The organism is Nannocystis pusilla (genome assembly GCF_026626665.1).
In the GTDB taxonomy this organism is placed as follows: Bacteria; Myxococcota_A; Polyangia; order Nannocystales; family Nannocystaceae; genus Nannocystis; species Nannocystis pusilla.
In genome coordinates, this window is the sequence record NZ_JAPNKE010000002.1 from 11196366 (window position 1) to 11216836 (window position 20471).

19 protein-coding genes and 3 pseudogenes are annotated in these 20471 nt (G+C 71.2%); 12 read left to right on the forward strand and 10 right to left on the reverse strand.

Going from position 1 to position 20471, the window contains the following annotated elements; genetic code table 11:
• Window positions 1-243 precede the first annotated feature (243 nt).
• The 3 genes and pseudogenes from OV079_RS59970 to OV079_RS59980 all read right to left on the reverse strand — a co-directional run.
• Window positions 244-690: pseudogene (locus OV079_RS59970) on the reverse strand (pentapeptide repeat-containing protein); the annotation flags it as partial.
• 318 nt (window positions 691-1008) lie between these two features.
• Complete coding sequence (locus OV079_RS59975) at window positions 1009-1509, reverse strand: glutathione S-transferase family protein (protein WP_420829604.1); 501 nt, start codon at window positions 1507-1509, stop codon at window positions 1009-1011.
• Window positions 1404-1619: pseudogene (locus OV079_RS59980) on the reverse strand (glutathione S-transferase N-terminal domain-containing protein); the annotation flags it as partial. The pseudogene OV079_RS59980 and the gene OV079_RS59975, both read right to left, overlap by 106 nt.
• A gap of 403 nt (window positions 1620-2022) precedes the next feature.
• Here OV079_RS59980 and OV079_RS56890 point away from each other — a divergent pair.
• Window positions 2023-3168 (forward strand): hypothetical protein, encoded by a 1146-nt coding sequence (locus OV079_RS56890; protein ID WP_267777389.1) that lies wholly within the window; start codon window positions 2023-2025, stop codon window positions 3166-3168.
• Between the two features lie 87 nt (window positions 3169-3255).
• On the opposite strand, the gene OV079_RS49545 is transcribed toward OV079_RS56890, so the two are convergent.
• A complete protein-coding gene (locus OV079_RS49545; protein ID WP_267777393.1) occupies window positions 3256-3894 on the reverse strand; it encodes a TetR/AcrR family transcriptional regulator in 639 nt (212 codons plus the stop codon).
• A 161-nt stretch (window positions 3895-4055) separates the two neighbouring features.
• Here OV079_RS49545 and OV079_RS49550 point away from each other — a divergent pair, with 161 nt between their 5' ends.
• The 3 genes and pseudogenes from OV079_RS49550 to OV079_RS49560 all read left to right on the forward strand — a co-directional run bounded on the left by OV079_RS49550 (window position 4056) and on the right by OV079_RS49560 (window position 7373).
• Window positions 4056-5261, forward strand: a complete 1206-nt coding sequence (locus OV079_RS49550; protein WP_420829469.1) for an FAD-dependent monooxygenase — start codon at window positions 4056-4058, stop codon at window positions 5259-5261.
• Between the two features lie 129 nt (window positions 5262-5390).
• A pseudogene (locus OV079_RS59985) lies at window positions 5391-6837 on the forward strand (AlkA N-terminal domain-containing protein).
• A 5-nt stretch (window positions 6838-6842) separates the two neighbouring features.
• Complete coding sequence (locus tag OV079_RS49560) at window positions 6843-7373, forward strand: methylated-DNA--[protein]-cysteine S-methyltransferase (RefSeq protein WP_267777397.1); 531 nt, start codon at window positions 6843-6845, stop codon at window positions 7371-7373.
• A gap of 129 nt (window positions 7374-7502) precedes the next feature.
• On the opposite strand, the gene OV079_RS49565 is transcribed toward OV079_RS49560, so the two are convergent.
• The gene (locus OV079_RS49565) at window positions 7503-8159 is read right to left on the reverse strand and encodes an RNA polymerase sigma factor (protein ID WP_267777398.1); all 657 of its coding nucleotides are present in this window, start codon (window positions 8157-8159) and stop codon (window positions 7503-7505) included.
• 155 nt (window positions 8160-8314) lie between these two features.
• A complete protein-coding gene (locus tag OV079_RS49570) occupies window positions 8315-8599 on the reverse strand; it encodes a hypothetical protein (protein WP_267777399.1) in 285 nt (94 codons plus the stop codon).
• 234 nt (window positions 8600-8833) lie between these two features.
• On the opposite strand from OV079_RS49570, the gene OV079_RS49575 reads away from it, so the two are divergent.
• Window positions 8834-9484, forward strand: a complete 651-nt coding sequence (locus OV079_RS49575; protein WP_267777401.1) for a hypothetical protein — start codon at window positions 8834-8836, stop codon at window positions 9482-9484.
• A gap of 146 nt (window positions 9485-9630) precedes the next feature.
• Here OV079_RS49575 and OV079_RS49580 read toward each other — a convergent pair whose 3' ends face one another.
• The 3 genes from OV079_RS49580 to OV079_RS49590 all read right to left on the reverse strand — a co-directional run bounded on the left by OV079_RS49580 (window position 9631) and on the right by OV079_RS49590 (window position 12206).
• Window positions 9631-10380: an SIMPL domain-containing protein gene (locus OV079_RS49580; protein WP_267777403.1), complete on the reverse strand. Its 750-nt coding sequence runs from the start codon at window positions 10378-10380 to the stop codon at window positions 9631-9633.
• On the reverse strand, window positions 10368-11504 hold the full coding sequence (locus OV079_RS49585) for an esterase/lipase family protein (RefSeq protein WP_267777405.1): 1137 nt from the start codon (window positions 11502-11504) through the stop codon (window positions 10368-10370). Before OV079_RS49585 ends, OV079_RS49580 begins: the two co-directional genes overlap by 13 nt.
• A gap of 231 nt (window positions 11505-11735) precedes the next feature.
• Entirely contained in the window at window positions 11736-12206 is a 471-nt protein-coding gene (locus OV079_RS49590; RefSeq protein ID WP_267777407.1) for a hypothetical protein, read from the reverse strand.
• 240 nt (window positions 12207-12446) lie between these two features.
• Here OV079_RS49590 and OV079_RS49595 point away from each other — a divergent pair, with 240 nt between their 5' ends.
• From OV079_RS49595 to OV079_RS49625, 7 genes are all read left to right on the forward strand, one after another.
• A complete protein-coding gene (locus tag OV079_RS49595) occupies window positions 12447-12830 on the forward strand; it encodes a hypothetical protein (RefSeq protein WP_267777409.1) in 384 nt (127 codons plus the stop codon).
• Window positions 12831-13488: 658 nt separating this feature from the next.
• Window positions 13489-14442 carry a hypothetical protein gene (locus OV079_RS49600; RefSeq protein WP_267777411.1) on the forward strand — a complete coding sequence of 318 codons (954 nt, stop codon included), beginning with the start codon at window positions 13489-13491 and terminating at the stop codon, window positions 14440-14442.
• 2 nt (window positions 14443-14444) lie between these two features.
• On the forward strand, window positions 14445-15230 hold the full coding sequence (locus tag OV079_RS49605; RefSeq protein WP_267777414.1) for a hypothetical protein: 786 nt from the start codon (window positions 14445-14447) through the stop codon (window positions 15228-15230).
• Between the two features lie 76 nt (window positions 15231-15306).
• The gene (locus OV079_RS49610) at window positions 15307-16764 is read left to right on the forward strand and encodes an AAA family ATPase (RefSeq protein ID WP_267777415.1); all 1458 of its coding nucleotides are present in this window, start codon (window positions 15307-15309) and stop codon (window positions 16762-16764) included.
• Window positions 16765-16767: 3 nt separating this feature from the next.
• A complete protein-coding gene (locus tag OV079_RS49615) occupies window positions 16768-17424 on the forward strand; it encodes a hypothetical protein (protein ID WP_267777416.1) in 657 nt (218 codons plus the stop codon).
• Between the two features lie 168 nt (window positions 17425-17592).
• A complete protein-coding gene (locus tag OV079_RS49620; protein WP_267777419.1) occupies window positions 17593-19200 on the forward strand; it encodes a family 43 glycosylhydrolase in 1608 nt (535 codons plus the stop codon).
• Window positions 19201-19238: 38 nt separating this feature from the next.
• Complete coding sequence (locus OV079_RS49625; protein WP_267777421.1) at window positions 19239-19658, forward strand: hypothetical protein; 420 nt, start codon at window positions 19239-19241, stop codon at window positions 19656-19658.
• Between the two features lie 63 nt (window positions 19659-19721).
• On the opposite strand, the gene OV079_RS49630 is transcribed toward OV079_RS49625, so the two are convergent.
• Window positions 19722-20423: a TetR/AcrR family transcriptional regulator gene (locus OV079_RS49630; RefSeq protein WP_267777423.1), complete on the reverse strand. Its 702-nt coding sequence runs from the start codon at window positions 20421-20423 to the stop codon at window positions 19722-19724.
• Between the last annotated feature and the right edge of the window lie 48 nt (window positions 20424-20471).

Sequence of the window (20471 nt, forward strand, 5' to 3'; positions counted from 1 at the left end):
ACAGCCGGCGTCGCCGCCGACGTCGAATTGATGGCGGCCGACGAAGCCCCGCACGGGCTTCAGGCCCGGGAGCTGCCACAGTTCGACCTTGCCGTTGCCGTGGCCGGCGAGCAAGTGGTCGCCGGCGGGTGAGAAGGCCAGGGCGAGGACCTGGGTGCTCTTGCGCTTGCCCAGCTCGGCCCAGGTGCGCGCGTCGTACAGGCGGACGACGCCCTTGGACGAGCCGGTGGCGAGCCAGCGGCCGTCGCGGCTGAAGGCGAAGGCGTAGAGGTCGCCCTCGGCCTCGTGCAGGGTGTGGACGACGGCGCCGTCGCGACCGTCCCGCACCTCGGCGGTGGCGCCGATGAAGGTGATGCACGCGGCGCCGTCGGGGCTGACTGCGGCGAGGCGCAGTTGCTGCTCGCCGGTCACGCTCCAGACAGTCGCGGCGGCGGGCGACAGGCGACGAACGATTCCCCAGGTCGAGACGAGGAGGCCGCCGTCGGGCAGGACGCGGAGGTCTCGCCATTCACCGTCGAGGTCGCGGCGGGCAGCGAGCGCGCCGGTGTCGACGGCGAAGGTCAGCCAGCGCGAGGCGCCCTGGCCGATGACGAGCGCCTCGAGGCCGCGCGAGTCGGGCGAAAAGCCGACCGCGGAGAAGGTGCCGGGGGCGTTGAAGCGCGAGGCGCCGTAGTCACGACGGGGGGGCATGCGCGTCGCGATGTATCGCAATCGCGCCGCGGACGCCAGGCGCGGGAGGCGACGGCGATCGCGGGATTCGCCGGGAGGACGAAGTGCGAATGCCGGCTGTCCCGAGAGACATGTCGGCCGACGCGACGACGCCGGCCTGAGCGAGGGCCCGGGGGAGCTGCTGCACTGACGGGCAATGACGATCCGGGACACTGGAGGAGCGTCGCGTCAGTGCGCGTACCGACCGCGCGCTCGCTGTCGTCGAGACGGGGTCGTTCGCGCCATGACGCGATGAGCGGCCGCGATTCGCAGGCCGCGAGGCGCGGGGCGAGCTCCGCGTCAGCGGGCGTACCAGGCGACGATCTTCGGGTGCTGGGCGACGGCCCGCTCGATGCCGCTGAGGCGCGGGAACTCGGCGAACACGTCGCTCGGCACGTGGTCGACGTTGCCGGACGAGAACCACCGCGCGACCATGTAGAGCTTGAGGTCGGCGACGTGAAGGGTCTCGCCGGAGATGAAGGGGCCGGAGCCGAGCTCGCCGAGGCGGCGCTCGACGGCGCCTGCCCAGCGCTTGAGGAAGCCGCTGGCCAGCTCGCGCGCGCCTTGACGCGCTCCTCGGGGTCCTGAATCCGCAGGACCGGCACGACGGCGGCGCGCAGGTCCTCGGCCGCGTGCATGAGCTCCTCGTGCCGCGCGGCGAGCCAGTTGTCGCGCGGGTGCAGGCCGTGCTCGCGGCCGATGTAGACGAGGATCGCGTTGCTCTGGGCCAGGACGCCGCGGCCCTCGACCTCGAAGGTCGGCAGCACACCGTAGGGGGTCTGCTCCTTGCGCGCGGGCCAGTCGGGGCCCTTGATCCGGTCGTCCTCGAAGGCGACGCCGGCGAGGTGCAGCGCGAGGCGACACTCCTCGCCGCGGCTGCCGGGGAAATCGAAGTAGCTCAGCTTGGGCATGGGCCGAACTTATCCCCGAAACCCGCCGGTCTGACCGGAGGTGGGCGCGAGTCGTGCGGGCGACCGGCGGGTCGATTCGCTCGCGCCCCTCGCGGCGGTCGCGAGTGGTGCGGATTGCGCCCTCGCTGCGGCCGCGCGACGTGGCGGGCCCGGCCAGGGGCGGCCGAGCGCCGTGGGGGGAGGCAGGCGGGCGGGACCGGCCTCTGCGGCGGCTCGCGGCGCGGGGACGGTTGCTCCCGCGGGCGGGTCGATCATAGCGGCAGAGCGGCGAGCAGCCGTCGTGCTGCACGCGAGCCGAGGAGCGCCCGGTCACGCCGGGGTGCGCACGAGCTGCCTGGATCCCCCTATCATGCACGCTACTCCTCACTCCGCACGCCGCAGGCTCTGGCTCGCCGGCGCCCTCGTGGCCTCCCAGGTCGCCTGTGCCCACGGGGCCCGAGAGATCGCGCGCGGAGGGGTCGAGGGCGGGCTCGAGGGGACGCTCGAGGCGCTCGAGGACGAGGACAACCGCGCGCGGCTGCGGCGGCTGCTGCGAGACCCGGAGATCCAGGCGGCCGTCCACGATCTCACGCAGTCGATCACGGGCGGGGCGCTGGACGGCCTCACCGACGAGGAGCGGATCCAGCGGGTCGGCGAGGCCAGCGATCGCTACATCCGTACGATCAGCGGGGCGCTGGCGCGGGCGGTCGGCGAGGACGTGTCGCCCGCGGTCACCAAGAGCGTGAAGGAGCTGGTCGGGGCGGTGATGGCGGGGGCGATCGGCCCGGAGAATCGCCGCCTCACCCGCGAGTTCGTCGACGGGGTCACCCGCACCGCATTGTCGGCGTTCATGCAATCGACGGCGCAGGGGCTGCGCGAGGAGCTGGGGCCGGCGCTCGGCGACGTCGTCACCCAGGACCTCGGGCCGGCGGTGCAGCGCGTGGTCGAGGACAACCTCGGACCGGCGCTGCGCACGGTGCTCGAGCGCGACCTGGGTCCGACGATGCTGGCGGTGGCGGGCGGCGAGGACGGCGGGGCCGTGGGAGCTTTCGGTCGCGCGCTGTCGAAGCAATTGGTGCTCGGCGTCAATGATGGCATGAGCGAGCTGGGGATCTCGCTCAGCCCCAACAAGAAGGCGTCGATGGGGATCTTCGGCTGGCTGGCGATCGGGCTCGGGATCGTGCTGCTGCTGGTGACGATCCTGCTGGTGCGCGAGCTGTTCGGCCGCCGGGCCCAGGCCCGCGAGCGCGCGCAGCGAGGAGCTGCTGCTCAGCATCCTGGCGGCGGTGCAAAACCCCGATCCCGCGAACCCGGCCGGGCAACCCGACTTCGACACGGTGGTGGCGCGGGCGCGGCAACACATGGCCGAACGCGACAACGCGGCCTCGTACCTGGCGGCGATGGTGGAGCGCTCCAAGCAGCTGCCGCACGTGGCGAAGAAATCGTCGGCGTCGAAGTTGCTCGGGGGGTGAGCCGCGGCGCCGCGGCTCTCATCGGCGAGCCGGACCCGGAGGGCGGCGGCGCGGCTCGTGCTCGTGACAAGCCGAGACGTCTCGTCGTTGGATCATGATGGGTGCCGCCGAAGCGTCGTGACGGCCTCGCGCGCCGTGGCTCCACCCGAGAGTCGCTTCTGTCGGGTCACCTCGAACGGAGGTGGTTACAGCGCTGCACGTGGGCGGGGCGCGTAGGCGCGGAGGAACGCGCGGACGCCTTCGTCGAGGATGCTGCGCAGGCGCGGGTCGTCGGCGGAGATCGTCGAACCGAGGCTGTTGATGGCGAGCAGGAAGGTCAGCGCGACGAGGTGGTCGGCGGCCACGCGAGGGTTCGGCACGTCGAGCGCCCCCTGGCGGCCGAACTCGGCCAGGCGCGCGGCGATCGCCTCCTCCGGGGCGTTCGTCATCAAAGTGTCGCGGAGCTGCGGCAGGTGGCCCGATTCGTTGGTGACGAGGCGCATGAGCGCCAGGTAGTCGACGGAGCCGAACGTCTCGGTGGCGATCCGCAGCGAGAAGTCGAGGAGAGCGGCGTGGAGGTCGGTGACCTCCGTCAGCGTCTCTGCCATGGTGCGCCGGATCGCCGCCATCAACGAGTCCGCGGCGTGGTCGACGACCGCGATCAATAGCGCCTGCTTGTCGCCGAAATAGTCGTACAGCGTCCGCTTGGACACGCCGGCGCGCAGGGCGATGGCGTCGACGCTGGTGCGGTCGAAGCCCTCGGCGAGGAACAGCCCGCGCGCCGCGCCGAGGATCGCGGCTCGCTTGTGGGCAGAGCCCTCGCGCGTCGGTTTCGCGGCCGTCACGTCGTTCCCCTGCGCGGGATGGTACCCGCTGGCGCGCGACAGGGCTCGCTCCGGCCCGCGCGAAACCGCTCGCTGGCGTAGAAGCCGAGCTGGGGCCGTAATCGGCTTTGCTTAACTACACTGCACGGTGTAGTGTAGACGGCGAACGAGAGGAGCGAGCGATGACGACGGCGAGGAAGAGGCAGGTCTTGATCTCCGGGGCGAGCGTGGCGGGGCCGACGCTGGCGTACTGGCTGGTGCGCCACGGCTTTGGAGTCACGATCGTGGAGAAGGCGCCGGCGGTGCGCAGCGGCGGGTACCCGATCGACGTCCGCGGGACCGCGCTCGACGTCATCCGGCGCATGGGCGCGTATTCGCGGGTCGCGGCGGCGCATATCGATACCCGACGATTGACCTTCTTCGGCGGCGACGGCCGCCGGATCGGCGCGCTCCGTCCCGAGTCGCTGACCGGCGGCGTCGAGGGGCGGGACCTCGAGCTGCCGCGTGGAGCGCTGACCGCCGTGTTGTACGACCTCGTCCGCGACGACTGCGAATTCCTGTTCAACGACACGATCACCGGCCTGGAGGAGCACGCCGACGGGGTCGACGTGCAGCTCGGCGGCGGCCAGCGGCGCCGCTTCGACCTGGTCGTCGGCGCCGACGGCCTGCACTCCAACACACGTCGGCTGGCGTTCGGACCGGAGGCGGACTACGAGCATTACCTCGGGTTCTGCTTCGCCGGTTTCACGATCCCCAACGAGCTCGGGCTCGCCCACGAGGGGATCTCGTTCAACACGCCCGGCAAGGCGGCGGTGTTGTTCGCGGCCGGCGACAGCGACCGTCTGCACGCGTTCCTCATCTTCGCCTCACCGCGGCCGCCGTTCGCGGAGCACCCCGACCTCGCGGCCCAGCGCGAGCTGGTCGCCCGCGTGTTCGCCGACGGTCGCTGGCAGGTGCCGCGGATGCTCGCCGGCCTGCGCGCCGCGGACGACGTGTTCTTCGACGTCACCAGCCAGATCCACCTGCCGCGCTGGCACAGCGGGCGGGTCTGCCTGGTGGGCGACGCTGCCCACGCGCCGTCGTTCCTGTCGGGGCAGGGCTCCAGCCTCGCGCTGGTCGGCGCGTACGTGCTGGCCGGGGAGCTGGCGGCCCACGTCGATCATGCGGCGGCGTTCGCCGCCTACGAGCGGGTGATGCGGCCGTTCGTGACGATGAACCAGGCGCTCGCGAGCGGCGGCGCAGCGAGCCTGGTGCCGAGGACGGCGGTCTCGCTGTGGATGCGCAATCAGATGATCCGCCTGGCGCCGCTGCTCGCGCGGACCGGGCTGTTCGGCCGCCAGGGGCGCAAGGCCAATTCGGCGCTGGCGCTGCCCGCCTACGCCGGGTAGGGGCGAGCCAGTCGGCGAGTCTCCGCCGCCGATGCGATTCGCCGCCCCCTGCGAGCGCGTCTGCGGCGTTGTCGCGGCGACGTCCGAAAATGGCGAGACGGGCGCCCGGTGCCGCGCTAGATCGGTCGTGTGCAGCTCGATCCCGACGCCTGTTACGACGCGCTCCGCGCCCGCGACCGCCGCTTCGACGGCGTATTCTTCGTCGGCGTCACGACCACCGGTATCTACTGCCGCCCCGTCTGTCCCGCGCGCACGCCGGGCGCGGCCGCTGCGAGTTCTTTCGCCGCGCCGCCGAGGCCGAGCGCGTCGGCTTTCGTGCCTGCCTGCGCTGCCGGCCCGAGCTCGCGCCGGGGAGGGCGGCGATCGACTCCCTGTCGCGGCTCGCCGCCGCCGCGCTCGCGCGCATCGACGCCGGCGACCTCAACGACGGTTCGGTCGACGCGCTGGCCGGGCGCCTCGGCGTCAGCGGGCGTCACCTGCGGCGCGCGCTCGAGGCGGAGCTCGGGGCGACGCCGGTCGAGCTGGCGCAGACGCGGCGGCTCGCGCTCGCCAAGCAGTTGCTGCAGGACACCGCGCTGCCGCTCGCGGAGGTCGCATATGCGGCCGGGTTCGCCAGCGTGCGCCGCTTCAACGCGCTCGTGCAGCAGCGCTTCGGCCGGCCGCCGTCGGCGCTGCGGCGCGAGGGCGCCGAGGTCGCGGCCGGTGACGCGATCGAGCTGCGTCTCGACTACCGGCCGCCGCTCGACTGGCCCGCGTTGCTCGGGTTCTTGCGCGGGCGCGAGGTCGCCGGCGTCGAGCACGTCGACGACCACGGCTACACCCGCATCGTCGCGCTCGGCGGCTGCGTCGGCTGGCTGCGCGTCGACGCCGATCCGGCTCGCCCGGCGCTGCGCGTGCGCCTCGCGCCCGAGCTCGCCCCGCAGCTGATGCCGATCGTCGCCCGCCTGCGCGGACTCTTCGACCTCGACGCCCACCCCGACGCGATCGCCGAGCACCTCCGCCGCGATCCTGTCCTTCGGGACAGCGTCGCCGCGCGCCGGGTCTGCGCGTCCCGGGCGCGTTCGACGGCTTCGAACTGGCCGTGCGCGCCGTCCTCGGCCAGCAGGTCTCCGTCCGCGCCGCGACCACCCTGTGCGCACGGCTCGTAGCCCGCTTCGGTCGACCTGTCCCGAAGACCCTGCCGGGCTTGAGCGCCGCGTTCCCGCCGCCCGACGCGCTGGCCCGCGCCGCGCTCGCCGAGGTGCGGGCGATCGGCCTGCCCGAGCGCCGCGCCCAGGCCCTCGTCACGCTCGCGGCCGCGGTGGCGGACGGCCGCGTCGACCTGTCCCTCGGGGCAGATCCGGAGCGGACCGTGGCCGCGCTCGAGGCGCTGCCGGGGATCGGCCCGTGGACGGCCCAGTACGTCGCCATGCGGTCGCTCCGCTGGCCCGACGGCTTCCCCGGCGGCGACCTCGTCGTCCGCCGCGCGCTCGAAGTCACGACTACCCGGGCCGCCGAGGCCCGCGCGGCCGCCTGGCGGCCCTGGCGCGCCTACGGCGTGCTGCACCTGTGGAGCTCCGCGTCTTCCGGAGGATGAAAACCATGACCCGCCTCGTCCAGCGCTCGCTGCCCTCGCCGCTCGGCCCGCTGCGCCTCGTCGCCAGCGACGTCGCCCTCGTCGGCGTCTACTTCCCCGACCACCGCCCCGCGCCCGCGCACGCCGGCGACGAGACGGCGCGCCACCCCGTACTCGACGTCGCCGCGCGCGAGCTCGACGAGTACTTCGCCGGCCGTCGCCGCGGATTCACCGTGGCACTCGAGCCGCGCGGCACCGACTTCCAGCGCGCCGTCTGGCGCGCGCTCGCCGACATCGGCTTCGGCGAGCAGCGCACCTACGCCGCGCTCGCCCGCGCGATCGGCAGCCCCCGGGCGGTGCGCGCCGTCGGGGCCGCGAACGGCCGCAATCCGCTGTCGATCGTGCTGCCGTGCCACCGCGTCGTCGGCACGGGCGGGGCGCTGACCGGCTACGCCGGCGGCCTCGCGGCCAAGCAGTGGCTGCTCGCGCACGAGGCGGGGCTCGCCGTGACCCGCGGCGTGCCGTACGGCGACCAGCCCCGCCACGCCTCGACCTGAGCGCAGTCGCGAGGCGTGGAGAAGATGCTTCGCCACTGACAAGAATCGGCTCGCGTCACGTCTTAGGTGGTACGAGCCGATCTCCACCAACAGGCGGAGACGCTTGCGCTGCAGCCCCTCGTCAGGAGGTCACACGAGCCGCGCGCGGATCTCCTGCGCCCAGAGGTCGAGTGCGTCGTCTCCGACCTCGGGCGGCGCCATTCGGTGCGACTGCACCGACACTTCTTCGATCTTCTGCCGCAGTCGCCCCTTTGCGCGCTGCAGCCGGCCGGGGACGACGGGCTCGGGGAGCGCCAGCAGGACGCCGATCTCGCGGACGGACATCGCGTCGAAGTACTTGGCCTCGAGCAGAACTTGATCGTCGAGCGGGATCGCCCGCAGCGCCTCGATGAAGACCCGGAGCTCACGGCGTCGCATCATCAGCGCGCTCATCGAGGTCGGCTCGAGCTGCTTGACGCACACCGAGCCGAAGTCGAGCGCTTCGCTGGTGCGCTTGTATTTCTTGCGCAGGTGAGCGCACAGCACTCGACGTGCGATCGAGAACAGGTAGGCGCGCACGGAGGTCATGGCGGCGGCGGGGCCCGCCCGACCTGCCGTGCGCTGTAGGGCGAGGAAGGTCTCCTGCACGAGGTCGTGCGAATCGGCGGGGGTGGTCAGCTTGTTGCGGAAGAAACGCGCGAGTGCCGGGCCGTGGTGGCGGATGAACAGATCGCCCGCGCGCCGGTCTCCGCCCTGCCAGGCGCACAGAAGCTCGTGATCGCTGTCGTTCGAGCGGTGGACATCCATTGCGCTGATACCTCGACCGATCCGTAGCACCGGGATCCAGCCGGGCAACGGCGGTCCGGACGCGACAGCGGGGCGGGCAGCGCCGCAGCGCGGGCGCGTTGCTCTGGATCACGGTCGGCCGATATTCGGCGATCGAACACGGCCGCGAGCCCCACTCAGCGCAGTTCGCCTCGCGCGAGGTGATGCTCATCGAGACGCTCGAGAGCAACCTCGCCGAGAATGCGGCGCGCATCGACCACGGCGAGCGGGGCGTACTCCCGGCCGCATGGCTGGACCCGGCGCTCGAGCTCCTCCATCCGTGCACGCGGAGGCAAGCGCTCGCGCACGAGTTCAGCATGCTCGTCGAGGTCGATTTGATGTCGCATGGTTGCGGCGCCGCTCGTGGAAGTCCCGCGGGCCTGGGGCAGCCGCCGGCGCCGATTCGGATCGGCGACAGGCACGACCGCAGGCGGAGCTCGATCTCCCGATCTCGCCTGCTACGCGCTCAACCTGGCAAGGGCGACGCTACGAGGTCCCGCGATCGACGATCCGCAGGTCGCCGCCGACCGCGAGGGAATACCGCAGCAGGAGCCGGCGCGCGGGGCTCATTGCACGATATTTATCGTGCAAAAGCTGGTCTCCCTCGAACGATTTCTGCTCTCCGGCCCACTCCGCGAGCGGGAGGAGAAACAGTCATGGCAATCCACACCATTCATAGTTCGTTCGGGATCACGTCCGTTGCGCTCGCGTTCGTCGCCATCCTCGGAGGTTGCGACACCCCGGGTCAGTCGCTCCGAGGCGACTCCGATGATTCACAGACCACGCAGTTCGAGGCGGTCGAGCGCGTGGAGCCGAACGCGGTGATCCCTGCGTCCCCGGAGACGCTCGCGCTGACGGACGGCGTGGTGTCCTGGAACGTCTACGACGAGGAAGGCGTGCGAATCGTCGGCGCTGACGCCGACGATCGAGCGCTCGTCGAGCTGCAGTTCCAGGTCGAGCACGACGACGGCGGCGCGCTGCTCGGCGTCGCGGTGCAGATGAACGCGCCGGACGTCGGCACCATCACGTTCGACGCCAGCGGTCAGCTCCGCGAGAGCACGCTCGGTGACGCGCAGAGGCGACTGTTCGAAGCCCTCGCCGCCGACATCCAGACGGTCGAAGAGGGAGCGGAGGTCCAGCTCCGGTCGTGGAGTTGCTTCGGGGCGACGCTGGCACTCGGGGCTGCCTGCGGCTCGGCTGTGGTGACGTGCCTCACCACCCTGGGTGTGGGCTGCGTGTTCGGTGGCGCGGGATGCACGGCGGCTGCGCTCGACTGGCTGTGCGCCTGCAAGAACACGTCCTGCTAGCGGTCTTTTACCGCACGCCGGACGGGCCCGGCAGCGACGGGGCTGCCGGTCCGTCCGTCTCGGGCGCGACCCCGCATCGACCCATGTGCCGCCTGTAATCGGGTATCGCAAGAATGCGATCGCCGAATGGTTCTTTAAAAGACCTGTCACTGGCGGACCAGCGCGAAGGTGACGTTGACGTTCGCCTGCACGCGGATCCGCCCGGTCGCCACGGTGTCGCCGATCTGCGGGGTCGAGTCGTTCGTCAGGGCGATGTTGTTCATGGCGGGGGGGCGCCAGGTGTCGATGGCGACCTCGTCGACGCGCAGCGGCTCGCCCAGCGCCTGGCCGAGCGCCTCGGCCATCGCCGCGGCCTTGTCGCGCGCGGCCTGGACGGCGAGGACGCGCGCCTCGGCCCGCTTCTCGCGCGCGACGCTGCTGTGGAACTGCACGCGGTCGACCCGGTTGGCGCCGGCCGCGAGCATGTCGTAAAGGACAGGTTCGACGTCGTCGAGGTCGTGCAGCGTGACGACCAGGTTGCGCGTGGCCTGGTAGGCGACGATCTTGCGGTGCTCGTAGTTGTCGTAGCGCGGCTGCAGCGACAGCTCCTGGGTCTGCACGTCGTTGTCGGGGATCGATCTCTGGGACACGACGTCGAGCAGCGCGGCGGCCCGCCGGCGGCTGTCGTCGCGGGCCTGCTCGAGGCTGGCGGCCTGGAGGTCGAAGCCGATCGTCAGCTCGAAGGTGTCGGGGGCGGTGAGGATCTCGGCGGCGCCCGAGACGGTGATCGTGCGCCCGGGTACCGGCGCGGCGGCGTGCTCGGAGGGCGACCAGGCGATCACGGTCGGTGTCTCGCGGGGGCAGGGCGGGGGCTGACAACCGGCGAGCGCGAGGAGGACGAGCGTCAGGCGATGCATGCTCCCAGCGTAGGCGTGGCCCCGCAGGGTGATTGTAAGAGCTCGGTCAATTCACGAGCGCGCCGGCCGGCGGACCTCGGTGGCGCCGCGGACGAGCAGCGCGTCGAGCAGCGCGAACAGGGCGGTGTTGCCCAGCACGGAGGTGTGGCTGCCGGCCAGCCGTGGGACCGCGCGCCGCAGCTCGGCGCGGAACTCGGGCGCCGCGAGGGCCCGCTCGCGCGCAGGTCGGCCGCGAGGGCGGGGAAGCTGCGCTCGTCGGCGAGGGCCGCGAACAGGTTGCGGTCGCGCGGGTCGCTGCCCAGGGCGCGGCGGTCGCCGAGGATGGCCCGCTGGAAGCGGAGGAGGTCGGCGTCGGCGAGGTCGCCGAGGGTGCGGATCTTGTCGTCCGCGAGGCCGGCGGCGTGCTGGTCGGCCTCGAGCTGATGCACGCGGAAGTGGGCCGGTAAAGCGACGGCGTGCAGGCGCGTCAGCACGGTGCTGTTGGAGACCATGTCGACCCAGGTCCGCTCGCGCCGCCACAGGTTGCGCAGGTCGACGCGCGGGGCGCAAAAGCCGGACCACGGGGTGTCGACGGCGAGCAGGTCGACGGCGGCGAAGTCGGCGGCGCAGGCCGCCTCGAGGCGCACGCCGGCGTGCATCGCCTCGGCGCTGCCGCGCACGCGGACCTTGCCGCGCCGCAGCCGGCGATGGGTGAAGAGCGGGAACCACCGCGGCTCGACGATCGAGTTGAGGGCGCAGCGCGCGACGATGCCGCCCATCGAGTGAGCGACGATCACGACGTCCGGCCGCGGCGCGTGACAGGCGAGCTGCGCCAGCGCGCGCGCGAGATCGTCGCCGCTGCGGTCGAGGTAGCGCCCAAGGTCGTCGTAGAGGAACAGGTACGGCTGGACGCCGCCGCTCGCCAGCGCCCGCTCCGCCAGCGCCCGCAGCTCGCCGGGGTGGCCGTGGATCCCGTGGACCAACACCAGCGGCCGCAAGTCCGTGTGCGCGGGACCATAGGGCGCGAGCACACCGCCCCCGCCGTACGCGGCGAGCCGCGCCCGTTCGCGCGACTCGCCGAGATCGTCCGGGCCCAGTGGATCGAGCGACAGCACGCGGCTCCCGACGAAGAAGCGTGCGAGCAATTCGGCGGGGCGCCGCGGCTGGGCGGTGGCGAGGCGATCGCCGTCACATGCCCGCGCGCGGCGCGACGCACGATGGCCTCGGCGAGCGAAGCGTCGCTCCGCGGCGAGGTGACGAGGCGGAGCGGCGGAGCCTGTCGTCTTCGACAGTTATTATCATGTCCCGATGAACATGTCGAAGGAGACATGCGTGAAAGGACATGTCCTATGCGACATGTCATTCTAGAAGAGGCGCTATTCTTTCAGGGCGAGGGTGACGGAGTCGGCGCCGACGCAGGTCGGCTCGCAGTCGGGGCCGTTGGGCTGCGACTCGGAGTACGTCGGCGAGTACTGGCCCTCGCCGAGCAGCGCGCCGTCCTGGTGGATCTGCAGCGCGACGGACTTGGGGGCGTGGCCCTGCTGGAACTCGATGTTGCCGAGCTTGTGCTGCGACGGGTCGAGCGCGCAGCCCTCGAGGCCCAGGATGAACGGCGAGTTCTGCGGGCAGGCGGGGGGCGCCTCGCACTGCAGCGGCAGCGTCGCGGCGCACTCGATCGTCTCGCCGTCGGCGACCACCGTGACCGTGTACTCGCCGGCCGTCCAGGCGTCGCGCTGCAGCGCGATCTGGAACGTGCTGCCGCAACCGATGAGCGTACACGCCTGCGAGTCGCAGCCGGTCGAGGGCAGGCACGCGAGCGAGAGAGCGAGGAGGATCTTCCGGTGCATGACGGCGCGATCGTAGCACCTGCGCCGCGGGTCGCTCGGGGGCGCGCGAGGGCATGCGGACAGTCGTTCGACCCCGGCGCGACGATGCACGACACGGGTCGCGGGCGTCGGTCCCCTGACCATGGCGAGCTGCGGCCCGAGGCGGCGACGCGCGATGCGACGCGCGCAGCGTGGCCTGCGCGTCGCGGTATCGCGCGCCGTGCTCGCAGAACGCTGTAGGCGGACGCGGAGCCGTTCGCTATGGTCGAGCCCCGTCGCCTGGTCGCGGTGCTCATGCTCAAGATCCGTCGTCCGCAGATCGAGGCCCTGACGAACCTGTCGCGTCGGCGCCTGGTCGCGGGGGCGATCGTCCACCTCCGCGACGCGCACCCGGAGCGGTGGGCCGAGGCGACGGACGAGGTCGCTGGCGCGTGGGTCGAGCGGCGGCTGGCTCGCGGGCTGCAGCTCGGGCTCGTCGAGGAGGTGTCGCTGCTGCGTCACCTCGAGGTCGCGTCGCGCTTCGACGAGCGGTTCGCCGACTCCGACGACGCGATCGGGGTGCTGCACGACCTCGAAGGGCTGCAATCGTGGCCCGAGCCGATGGAGCTGCTCGCCAGCCTGTACGGGAGCCCGGCAGAGACATGACCCAAAGACCAGCCCCGAGACCCGCGCCGCGCAAGACGCCGCCGCCCGCCCTGAAGAGCAAGGCGGGTCAGCCGGCCAACAAGCCGTGCGCGACCTGCCAGAAGCAGCAGCAGCGCAAGGTCCCGCCGTGCGACTTCGACAAGCTCGAGTTCAGCTGCAAGCACTGCGGCGTGGCCGACAAGCGAGAGATCAAGAGCGTCGCGTTCTGGCTCGACCAGGCGCGCGGCAAGATCATGACCAACCAGGTCCACTCGCCGAACAAGCGCAACCCGCGGGTGACGGACAGGTTCGAGGTCATCGACGCCGACACGATCACGGTCAAGGCCTCCGGCGGCCCCGGCTACTCGCCCGGGCACCCGGCGTTGACGGTCCAGCCGCCGGCGAACCTCGGCCCGGCGAAGGTGCTGCGCGGGCCGGTCCACCAGGTCGCGGTCACCTACGAGCCCAACTGGTTCCGGAACCGCCTCGCCAACGTCACGCGCATCGGCTTCTTCGCCGGCCTGCGCCAGTTCTTCTTCCCGCCGCCGGCGGTGTGGGTGGTCACGATGGCGGCCTGCGGGGCCGCCCGGCGCCGCAGCCCAAGGCGTTCTACAGCTGGAAGCACAAGATCGCGGTCTATCCGCCCGACATCTTCAAGCTCGGCCTCAGCCTGCCGTCGGTGCGGAAGAAGGAGAAGGCCAGCTCGTGGGGGCGCGAGGGCAAGGTCAGCTACGACAACAACTCGAGCTCCGACACGCGCGGCCTGGCCCGCACGTCGCAGTCGACCAAAGAGGAGATGCGCACGAGCGGCAACACCGAGCTGTATCGCCGCACCGAGTCGGTCGGCAACAAGCACGGCACGGTGACGCAGACCCAGCAGCTCGGCACGATCCGCGGCCGCGACTACTCGTCCGACAAGTACGCGGCCAGCGACGCGCCCGACGGCCGCGCGCTGTCGACGGCCAAGAGCTTCACGTTCACGCGCAACGGCAAGGACTGGACGCAGTCGTTCAAGGCCGCCGAGTTCATCGAGTTCGTGCTGAACCTGCGCAAGCAGATCCTCGGGCTCATCGAGTTCTTCAAGGCGCTCGGCAACAAGATGCCGAAGATCGGCTGGACCTTCTCGGTCGAGGTCGAGGTGCTCGCCGGCAGCCTCGAGTACGAGTGGGGCTACAAGGAGTGGCCGAAGAACCACACCGTCTATAAATATTACAAAGTCGAGGTGGCGCTGACGCTGGTGTCGGCGAAGGCCGAGATCGCGTTCGGCCTCGAGCTGCTGAGCGCGAAGGCCCAGGTGTACGGCGCGGTGACGGGCGAGCTCAAGCTGACGTTCTCGCGCGAGGCCAACCCCGACCGCACCGGGCCGGCCGGGACGGTGTCGGTGCCGCCGCAGGTCGGCGGCGAGATCGGGGTCCGCGGCGCGCTCGGCGATTGGGTAGAGGTGGTCGGCAAGATCAACGCCGGCTTCGAGGGCGCGGCGACGATGGAGCTGGGCCCGTTCTCCCTCAAGGCCAACTTCGACCTGTCCCCCGGCAAGGGCACCTTCACCGCCAAGAGCAAGCTGTTCTTCAGCGTGACCAAATCGGCCACGCTGTGGGAGAAGCGGCCGATCTGGTCCCGCACCATCCTGTGACGATGTCCACCGTCGATTACCTCAACGTCTCGATCCACGGCTACGCCTGCGAGGTGTTCGTCAACCGCGCGCCGATCCTGCGCACCCCGGTCGACGTGCCGTACACCGCGATCCCCTCGGTCAGCGAGTGGCTCGTCAGCGGCGACAACGAGATCGCGGTCCGCATCGACGCGATCGCGCCGCCGGCGACGACCGCCGACCCGCTGTCGCCGCGCCGGCTGATCGTGCAGCGCTGCGTCGGCCCGCTCGGCGAGATCGTGCCCGCCGGCGAGGACGTACCGATCGACGGCCTCACCTACGCGCCGGGGCCCGACGACCCGGCGCCGACGCTGCCGCTGCGGATCGCCTACGAGTTCCGCCTGCCGCCGGGGCCGACGTGGGCGTGGCAGACCGCAGCAACGCTGTCGCTCGACGCGGCGACCACCGCCGAGCTGCTGATGTTCCTCGACGCGTTGCACGCCGACCTGGCGCTGGGTGACATCCCCGGGCTGCTGTCGCGCCAGCGCATCAAGTTCGCCGAGCTGGCGCCGCTCTACGGCATGACGCCCGAATCGGCGCGCGCGGGGCTGTTGCAGCAATTCACGGAGCTGTCGAAGGACGGGGCGTGGACGGTGGAGCCGCTGCGCCCGGACGACGTGGTGCTGCACCTGTGCTGCGACGGCCGCGTGGTCGAGCCGCGCACCCGCGACGACCAACCGGTGCTGCGCGGGCAAGCGGCCGACGGCAACGCGTGGTCGCTGCCGGTGTTCATCAGCCGCATCGACGGGATGTTCGAGGTGGTCCGGTAGGCGGCCGCGCCGGCGCCGATCCGGCGCCCGGTTCCGCGGCCTCGGCGCTGTGAATCGTTGAGCCGTACAGCTGGGCTTGGCGAGGTGTCTCGACAGCACACGGGCCCCGCCGACCGTCGATGTCGTTCTTCCGGCCGTTTCCACTCGTCTTGCGCTTCTCTGGGAGCTTCGGCCCGGTCTGGCGGGCTCCGAGCGCGGCCGGCCCTCACTCGACACCACTGCGCGATCCCGCTACCCTCCGTCGCGCGTGCTCCGCCATCTCCACCTGACCAACGTCGGTCCAGCGGCCGAGATGGTGGCCGACCTCGCGCCACGGCTGAACTTGATCACCGGGGACAACGGGCTCGGCAAGAGCTTCCTGCTGGACATCGCCTGGTGGGCGCTCACTCGCACGTGGCCGGCGAAGGTGAACTCCCGCCTCGTGTCGGGATTGATGGCGCGTCCGCGCGGGCCCGGCAAGGCGACGATCGAGTTCGGGTTCGACGGCGCCAAGAGGCTCAAGCGCTACGTCAGCGAGTTCGACCGTCAAGCGCAGGCCTGGGTGGGTAGCCCCGGACGCCCCGCCAACCCCGGCCTCGTCCTCTACGCGCAGGTCGATGGCAGCTTCTCGCTGTGGGACCCGGCGCGCAACTACTGGCGTACCACTGGGAACGTCGACGTCAGCGAGCGACGGCCGGCCTACGTGTTCAACCCTCGCGAAGTCTGGGAGGGGCTGCGGGCGGATGACGGCGCTCAGCTGTGCAATGGGCTGCTCGCCGATTGGGCGCTGTGGCAGAAGGAGAACGGCGAGGCGTTCTCCTGGCTCGGCGACGTCCTGCGCGTCCTCTCACCGCCTGGGGCCGAGCTCCGACCGGGGGCGCTGGTCCGTCTCGGCCTCGACGACGTGCGCGACATCCCGACCATTCGCATGCCTTACGGGCTCGATGTCCCGGTGGTGCACGCGTCCGCCGGGATCCGGCGGATCCTCGCGCTCTCTTATCTGCTGGTGTGGAGCTGGCAAGAGCATGGGCGGGCCAGCCAGCAGCTCGACCAGCCGAGCGCGCATCAGGTCATCTTCTTGATCGATGAAATCGAGGCGCATCTGCACCCTCGATGGCAGCGCCGGATCGTCAAGCCGTTGCTCGATATCGTCGAATCGCTGGCGGAGCAGGCGTCCGTTCAGATCATCTCGGCGACCCAGTCGCCGCTGGTCCCGGCCTCGATGGAGCCGCTCTTCGATCCCGAGCGCGACGCTTGGTTCGACCTCGACTTGACCCTCGACGAGGCCCAGCCCCACGTCGTCCTGCAGCGACGCCCCTTCGTTCGCCGGGGTGACGTCGCAAGTTGGCTGACGAGCGAGGCCTTCGACCTGAAGGAAGCTCGATCGCTGGAGGCCGAGGTTGCGATCCAGCAAGCGCTCGCGTTGCTGCGTGGCGAGCTCCCGCGAGCCGAGGCCCCGCGGATCGACGCCGAGCTCCGCTCGACCCTCGGCGAGCAAGACCGTTTCTGGATCCGCTGGAGCGCCTTCTTGGAGTCATTGCAGGGCGTCGCATGATCCGTGTCACTCGCGCCCGAGCCGCCCGACTTCGATCGTTGCGTGCGTCAGCCCGGGCTGGCCGCCCTCGCCGAGATGGTTGGAGAGACGAGCCCCAACAGGCCAGGGCCGAAGCGCTCGAAGCTCGCCGAGCGCCGCGAAGACATTCCTGCAGACAAGTTGCCGCCGTACTGGCGGGAGGCGATCCCGGACTTGCTCCGCGCGTACCGCCGGATCTGCGCCTACACGGCGCTCTATATCTACCCCGTCACCAGCGCGGCCTCAGTCGATCACAGCGTGGCAAAGTCGATTCAATGGCGCCACGTGTATGAATGGTATAACTATCGCCTCGCCTGCGCGCGCGTCAACAGCAGCAAGGGCGTACGCGAGGCGCTCGACCCGTTCGAGATCGAGAACGAATGGTTTTCACTCGAGCTGGTCGGCTACCAGATCGTCCCTGGCGAGGGGCCGCAGGGTCCGCTCCGCGCCTCGATCCTGGCGACCATCGAGGCGCTCAAACTCAATCACGTCGACTTCCGTGACGAGCGAGCCGAGTATGCCGAGGCATACTTGGGGCGCGACATTTCCTTCGCGTTCTTACGCAGTCACGCGCCCTTCGTCGCCCAGGAGCTCCAGCGGCAAGGGCGACTCGTCGCCGACGACGCGCAGCAGGCCCGGTAAGCTGTCGTACTTGCCGTGATCCCGAGCTGGGACAGCGCGAGCGTGTACGGGCACTTCAAAGTTTGCGAGTCGAAGTCGTGAATCTGCTTTCGATCGGGATAATACCGGTACAGGGCTGCATCGGCGGACGGCGTAGTAGCGACGCTGCCTTGGTTAGCATCCGCCGCGATGCATCCACGCAGCCTCGCGGCGTTCGTCCCTGTCGTCATGGTCCTCGCCTGCGGCGATCCGGACGCCTCGTCCGGGGCGACGCTCGGCGTGACGACCACGACGGGCGCTTCCACGACGGACGCCTCCACCACCGCGGAGACCGGCACCACGGCGCCCACCAGCAGCGGGAGCCCGACCGAGGCCAGCACCGGCGACGGCAGCGATGCCAGCGACGGCTCGACCGGCAGCGTCCCGCCGCCGCCGCTGCCTGGCTTGCGGGCCGAGTATTTCGCCACCTACATCGACCCGGTCCTGTCGCGCGTCGACCCCGGACTCGACTTCGTCTGGGGTCTCGACGCCCCCGATGCCTCGCTGCCGGTGGATCGCTACTCGATCCGCTGGACCGGCTCCTTGCTCGCGCCCGCGACCGGGACTTACAAAATTATCACCGAGACCGACGACGGCGTCCGCGTATGGGTCGACGACGCTCTGGTGATCGACGACTGGACCCCGCATTACGTCACCCGCAACGAGGCGACGGTCGAGCTCGCGGCCGGGGTGCCGACGCCGATCCGCGTCGACTACTTTGAAATCGACATCGAGGCGTCGGCCCGATTGTTGTGGTCGAGCGATGCGATCCCCGAGCAGGTCATCCCCGTCGACAACCTGCTCGCGGCCGATCCGCCGGCCGAGCTCGGTCCGCCCAAGCCCCCTTACGCCAATCCCGTGATCCCGTTCGATTGCCCCGACCCCGGGGTCATCGGCGTCGAGCAGCCGGACGGTCCGCACTTTTACATGGTCTGCACCGGCGGCTCGTTCCCGATCCGTCACTCACGCGACCTCGTGTTGTGGAGCGACACCGGCGCCGCGGTGCTGCCCAACGGCAAGCCCGCGTGGGCTGCCAACGGCAATCGCAACTGGGCGCCCGAGCTGCACCGCGTGGCCGGCAAGTACGTCGCGTACTTCACCACCGTCAACGGCGCCAACGTGCTCAGCATCGGTGCGGCCTACGCCGACGAGCCGCTCGGGCCCTACGTCGAGACCGGCGGCCCGCTCGTCGAGCATCCGCTCGGGGTCATCGACGCCAGCTACTACGAGGATTCCGGCACGCCGTATCTCACCTACAAGATCGACGGCAATTCGCAGGGCCAGCCGACGCCGATCTTCATCCGCCAGCTCACCCCCGACGGCCTGGCGTTCGCCGGGGAGCCGGTGCAGATCTTGACGAACGACGCCAACACCTGGGAGGGCGGGGTCGTCGAGGCGCAGTGGCTGGTCCGGCGCGACGACTACTATTATTTGCTGTACAGCGGCAACGTCTACGATCACCGCTACCGCACCGGCGTCGCGCGCTCGGCGAACCTGCTGGGGCCGTACGAGAAGCTGGGCCCGCCGATCCTCGCCAACAACGAGCGCTGGGTCGGCCCCGGCCACGGCACCTTGTTGCCCGTGGGCGGGCTCGACTTCTTCATCTATCACGCGTGGACGAACGCCGGGAACGGCACCCACGACGGCGGCGCGGGCCGGCACGTGCTCGTCGATCGCGTCGTGTGGGAGAACGGTTGGCCGCGGATCCACGACGGCACGCCGAGCCGCTCGCTGCAGACCTGGCCCGGCGAGCCGTGAGCGGCGAGCGCCGTCCCACTTCGGCTAGACTTCTCGCCGTGGCGGAGCCCGTCGACGACCCTGCGGAGGACGCCTCGCGCCGCCCCGGCGAAGCATGGCTCGCGCACCAGCAGCGCCTCGCGCACCTCGCCGACGCGGCCGAGCGCCTGGGGCCCGAACACGGAGCGAAGCTGATGCGGCGCGTGTGGGCGGCCGCGGAGTACCGCGATGTCTGGTGGCAGGTCGCACGGCTCGTGGTGACGTGGGGGGCGGGCAGCGTCGGGTTCCTGCGCGCGAGGCTGGCGGAAGACCCCTCGCGCACCATCGGCGTCGTCGTGCAGGCGAAGTCGTACGGCGCGGAGGGGCTCGCCGCGCTGCTGCCCGAGCTTCGCGCGCTCGCTGCGGATCCCGACCCCGATCTGGCAGAGTCCGCGGCCGCCGCATGCGAATGGCTCGACGGCACGCGCGACAGCCGTTGAGGGGCCTCGGCAGGCCGCGTGGATGCGAAGACGCGGGCCGGATCGGTGTCGGCGTCTCGGCGATCAGACCGCGGCCTTGGTGCGCTCGAGCAGGCGCTCCAGGCCGTCGAGCAGCAGGTCGAGGCCGAACGTGAAGTCTTGCAGGCCGTCGTGTTTGCCGTCGATGACGAGGCGGGACATCGCGTGCATGTGCGGGTACTGCTCGGGCGGGATGAGGTGCAGGAACTGCTGCGCCGCGCTCGCGTACTCGCCCGGCGCCAGCGGGAAGTTCAGCTGCTGCAGGGTGAAGCCGTAGATGTGGCTGTCGATCGCGTTCCAGGCGCGGTCGGCCAGCGCGTAGGAGAAGCCGGCGGCGGTGAGGCAGCCGATCGTGGCGTCGACGTAGCGGCGCATCGCCGGGCCGATGTTGAGGGTCGAGACCACCCGCAGCGGGGCCCAGCGGTGGCGCAGCAGCACTTCGTGGGCCGAGACCGCGCGCCGGCGGATCGCGGCCTTCCAGTCGCCGCCGACCGCCGGCGCCTCGATCTCGCCGACCACGAGGTCGACCATGCCGTCGAGGACGTCGTCCTTGCCGGCGACGTGGTTGTAGAGCGACATCGCCTCGACCCCGAGCGCCTGCGCGAGCCTGCGCATCGACAGCGCCGCCAGACCCTCCGCGTCGGCCAGCTCCACCGCCGCCCGCAGGACCCGCTCCCGGCTCAGCGGGGCCCGCCGGGCCGGCTTGCCGCGGCGAACGGCCCGCGTCGGCGACTTCTTGCTTGACATACTTACGCTGTAAGCCACAATGTCCGAGCGGTCAACTTACAGCGTAAG

Bases quoted from the DNA above. Each gene is read 5' to 3' on its own strand.
- OV079_RS49575 (WP_267777401.1), top strand. From the start codon at position 8,834: ATGGCAATCCACACCATTCATAGTTCGTTCGGGATCACGTCCGTTGCG.
- OV079_RS49620 (WP_267777419.1), top strand. From the start codon at position 17,593: ATGCATCCACGCAGCCTCGCGGCGTTCGTCCCTGTCGTCATGGTCCTC.
- OV079_RS49565 (WP_267777398.1), bottom strand. From the start codon at position 8,159: ATGGATGTCCACCGCTCGAACGACAGCGATCACGAGCTTCTGTGCGCC.
- OV079_RS49605 (WP_267777414.1), top strand. From the start codon at position 14,445: ATGTCCACCGTCGATTACCTCAACGTCTCGATCCACGGCTACGCCTGC.
- OV079_RS49550 (WP_420829469.1), top strand. From the start codon at position 4,056: ATGACGACGGCGAGGAAGAGGCAGGTCTTGATCTCCGGGGCGAGCGTG.
- OV079_RS49580 (WP_267777403.1), bottom strand. From the start codon at position 10,380: ATGCATCGCCTGACGCTCGTCCTCCTCGCGCTCGCCGGTTGTCAGCCC.
- OV079_RS49595 (WP_267777409.1), top strand. From the start codon at position 12,447: ATGGTCGAGCCCCGTCGCCTGGTCGCGGTGCTCATGCTCAAGATCCGT.
- OV079_RS49590 (WP_267777407.1), bottom strand. From the start codon at position 12,206: ATGCACCGGAAGATCCTCCTCGCTCTCTCGCTCGCGTGCCTGCCCTCG.
- OV079_RS49630 (WP_267777423.1), bottom strand. From the start codon at position 20,423: ATGTCAAGCAAGAAGTCGCCGACGCGGGCCGTTCGCCGCGGCAAGCCG.
- OV079_RS49560 (WP_267777397.1), top strand. From the start codon at position 6,843: ATGACCCGCCTCGTCCAGCGCTCGCTGCCCTCGCCGCTCGGCCCGCTG.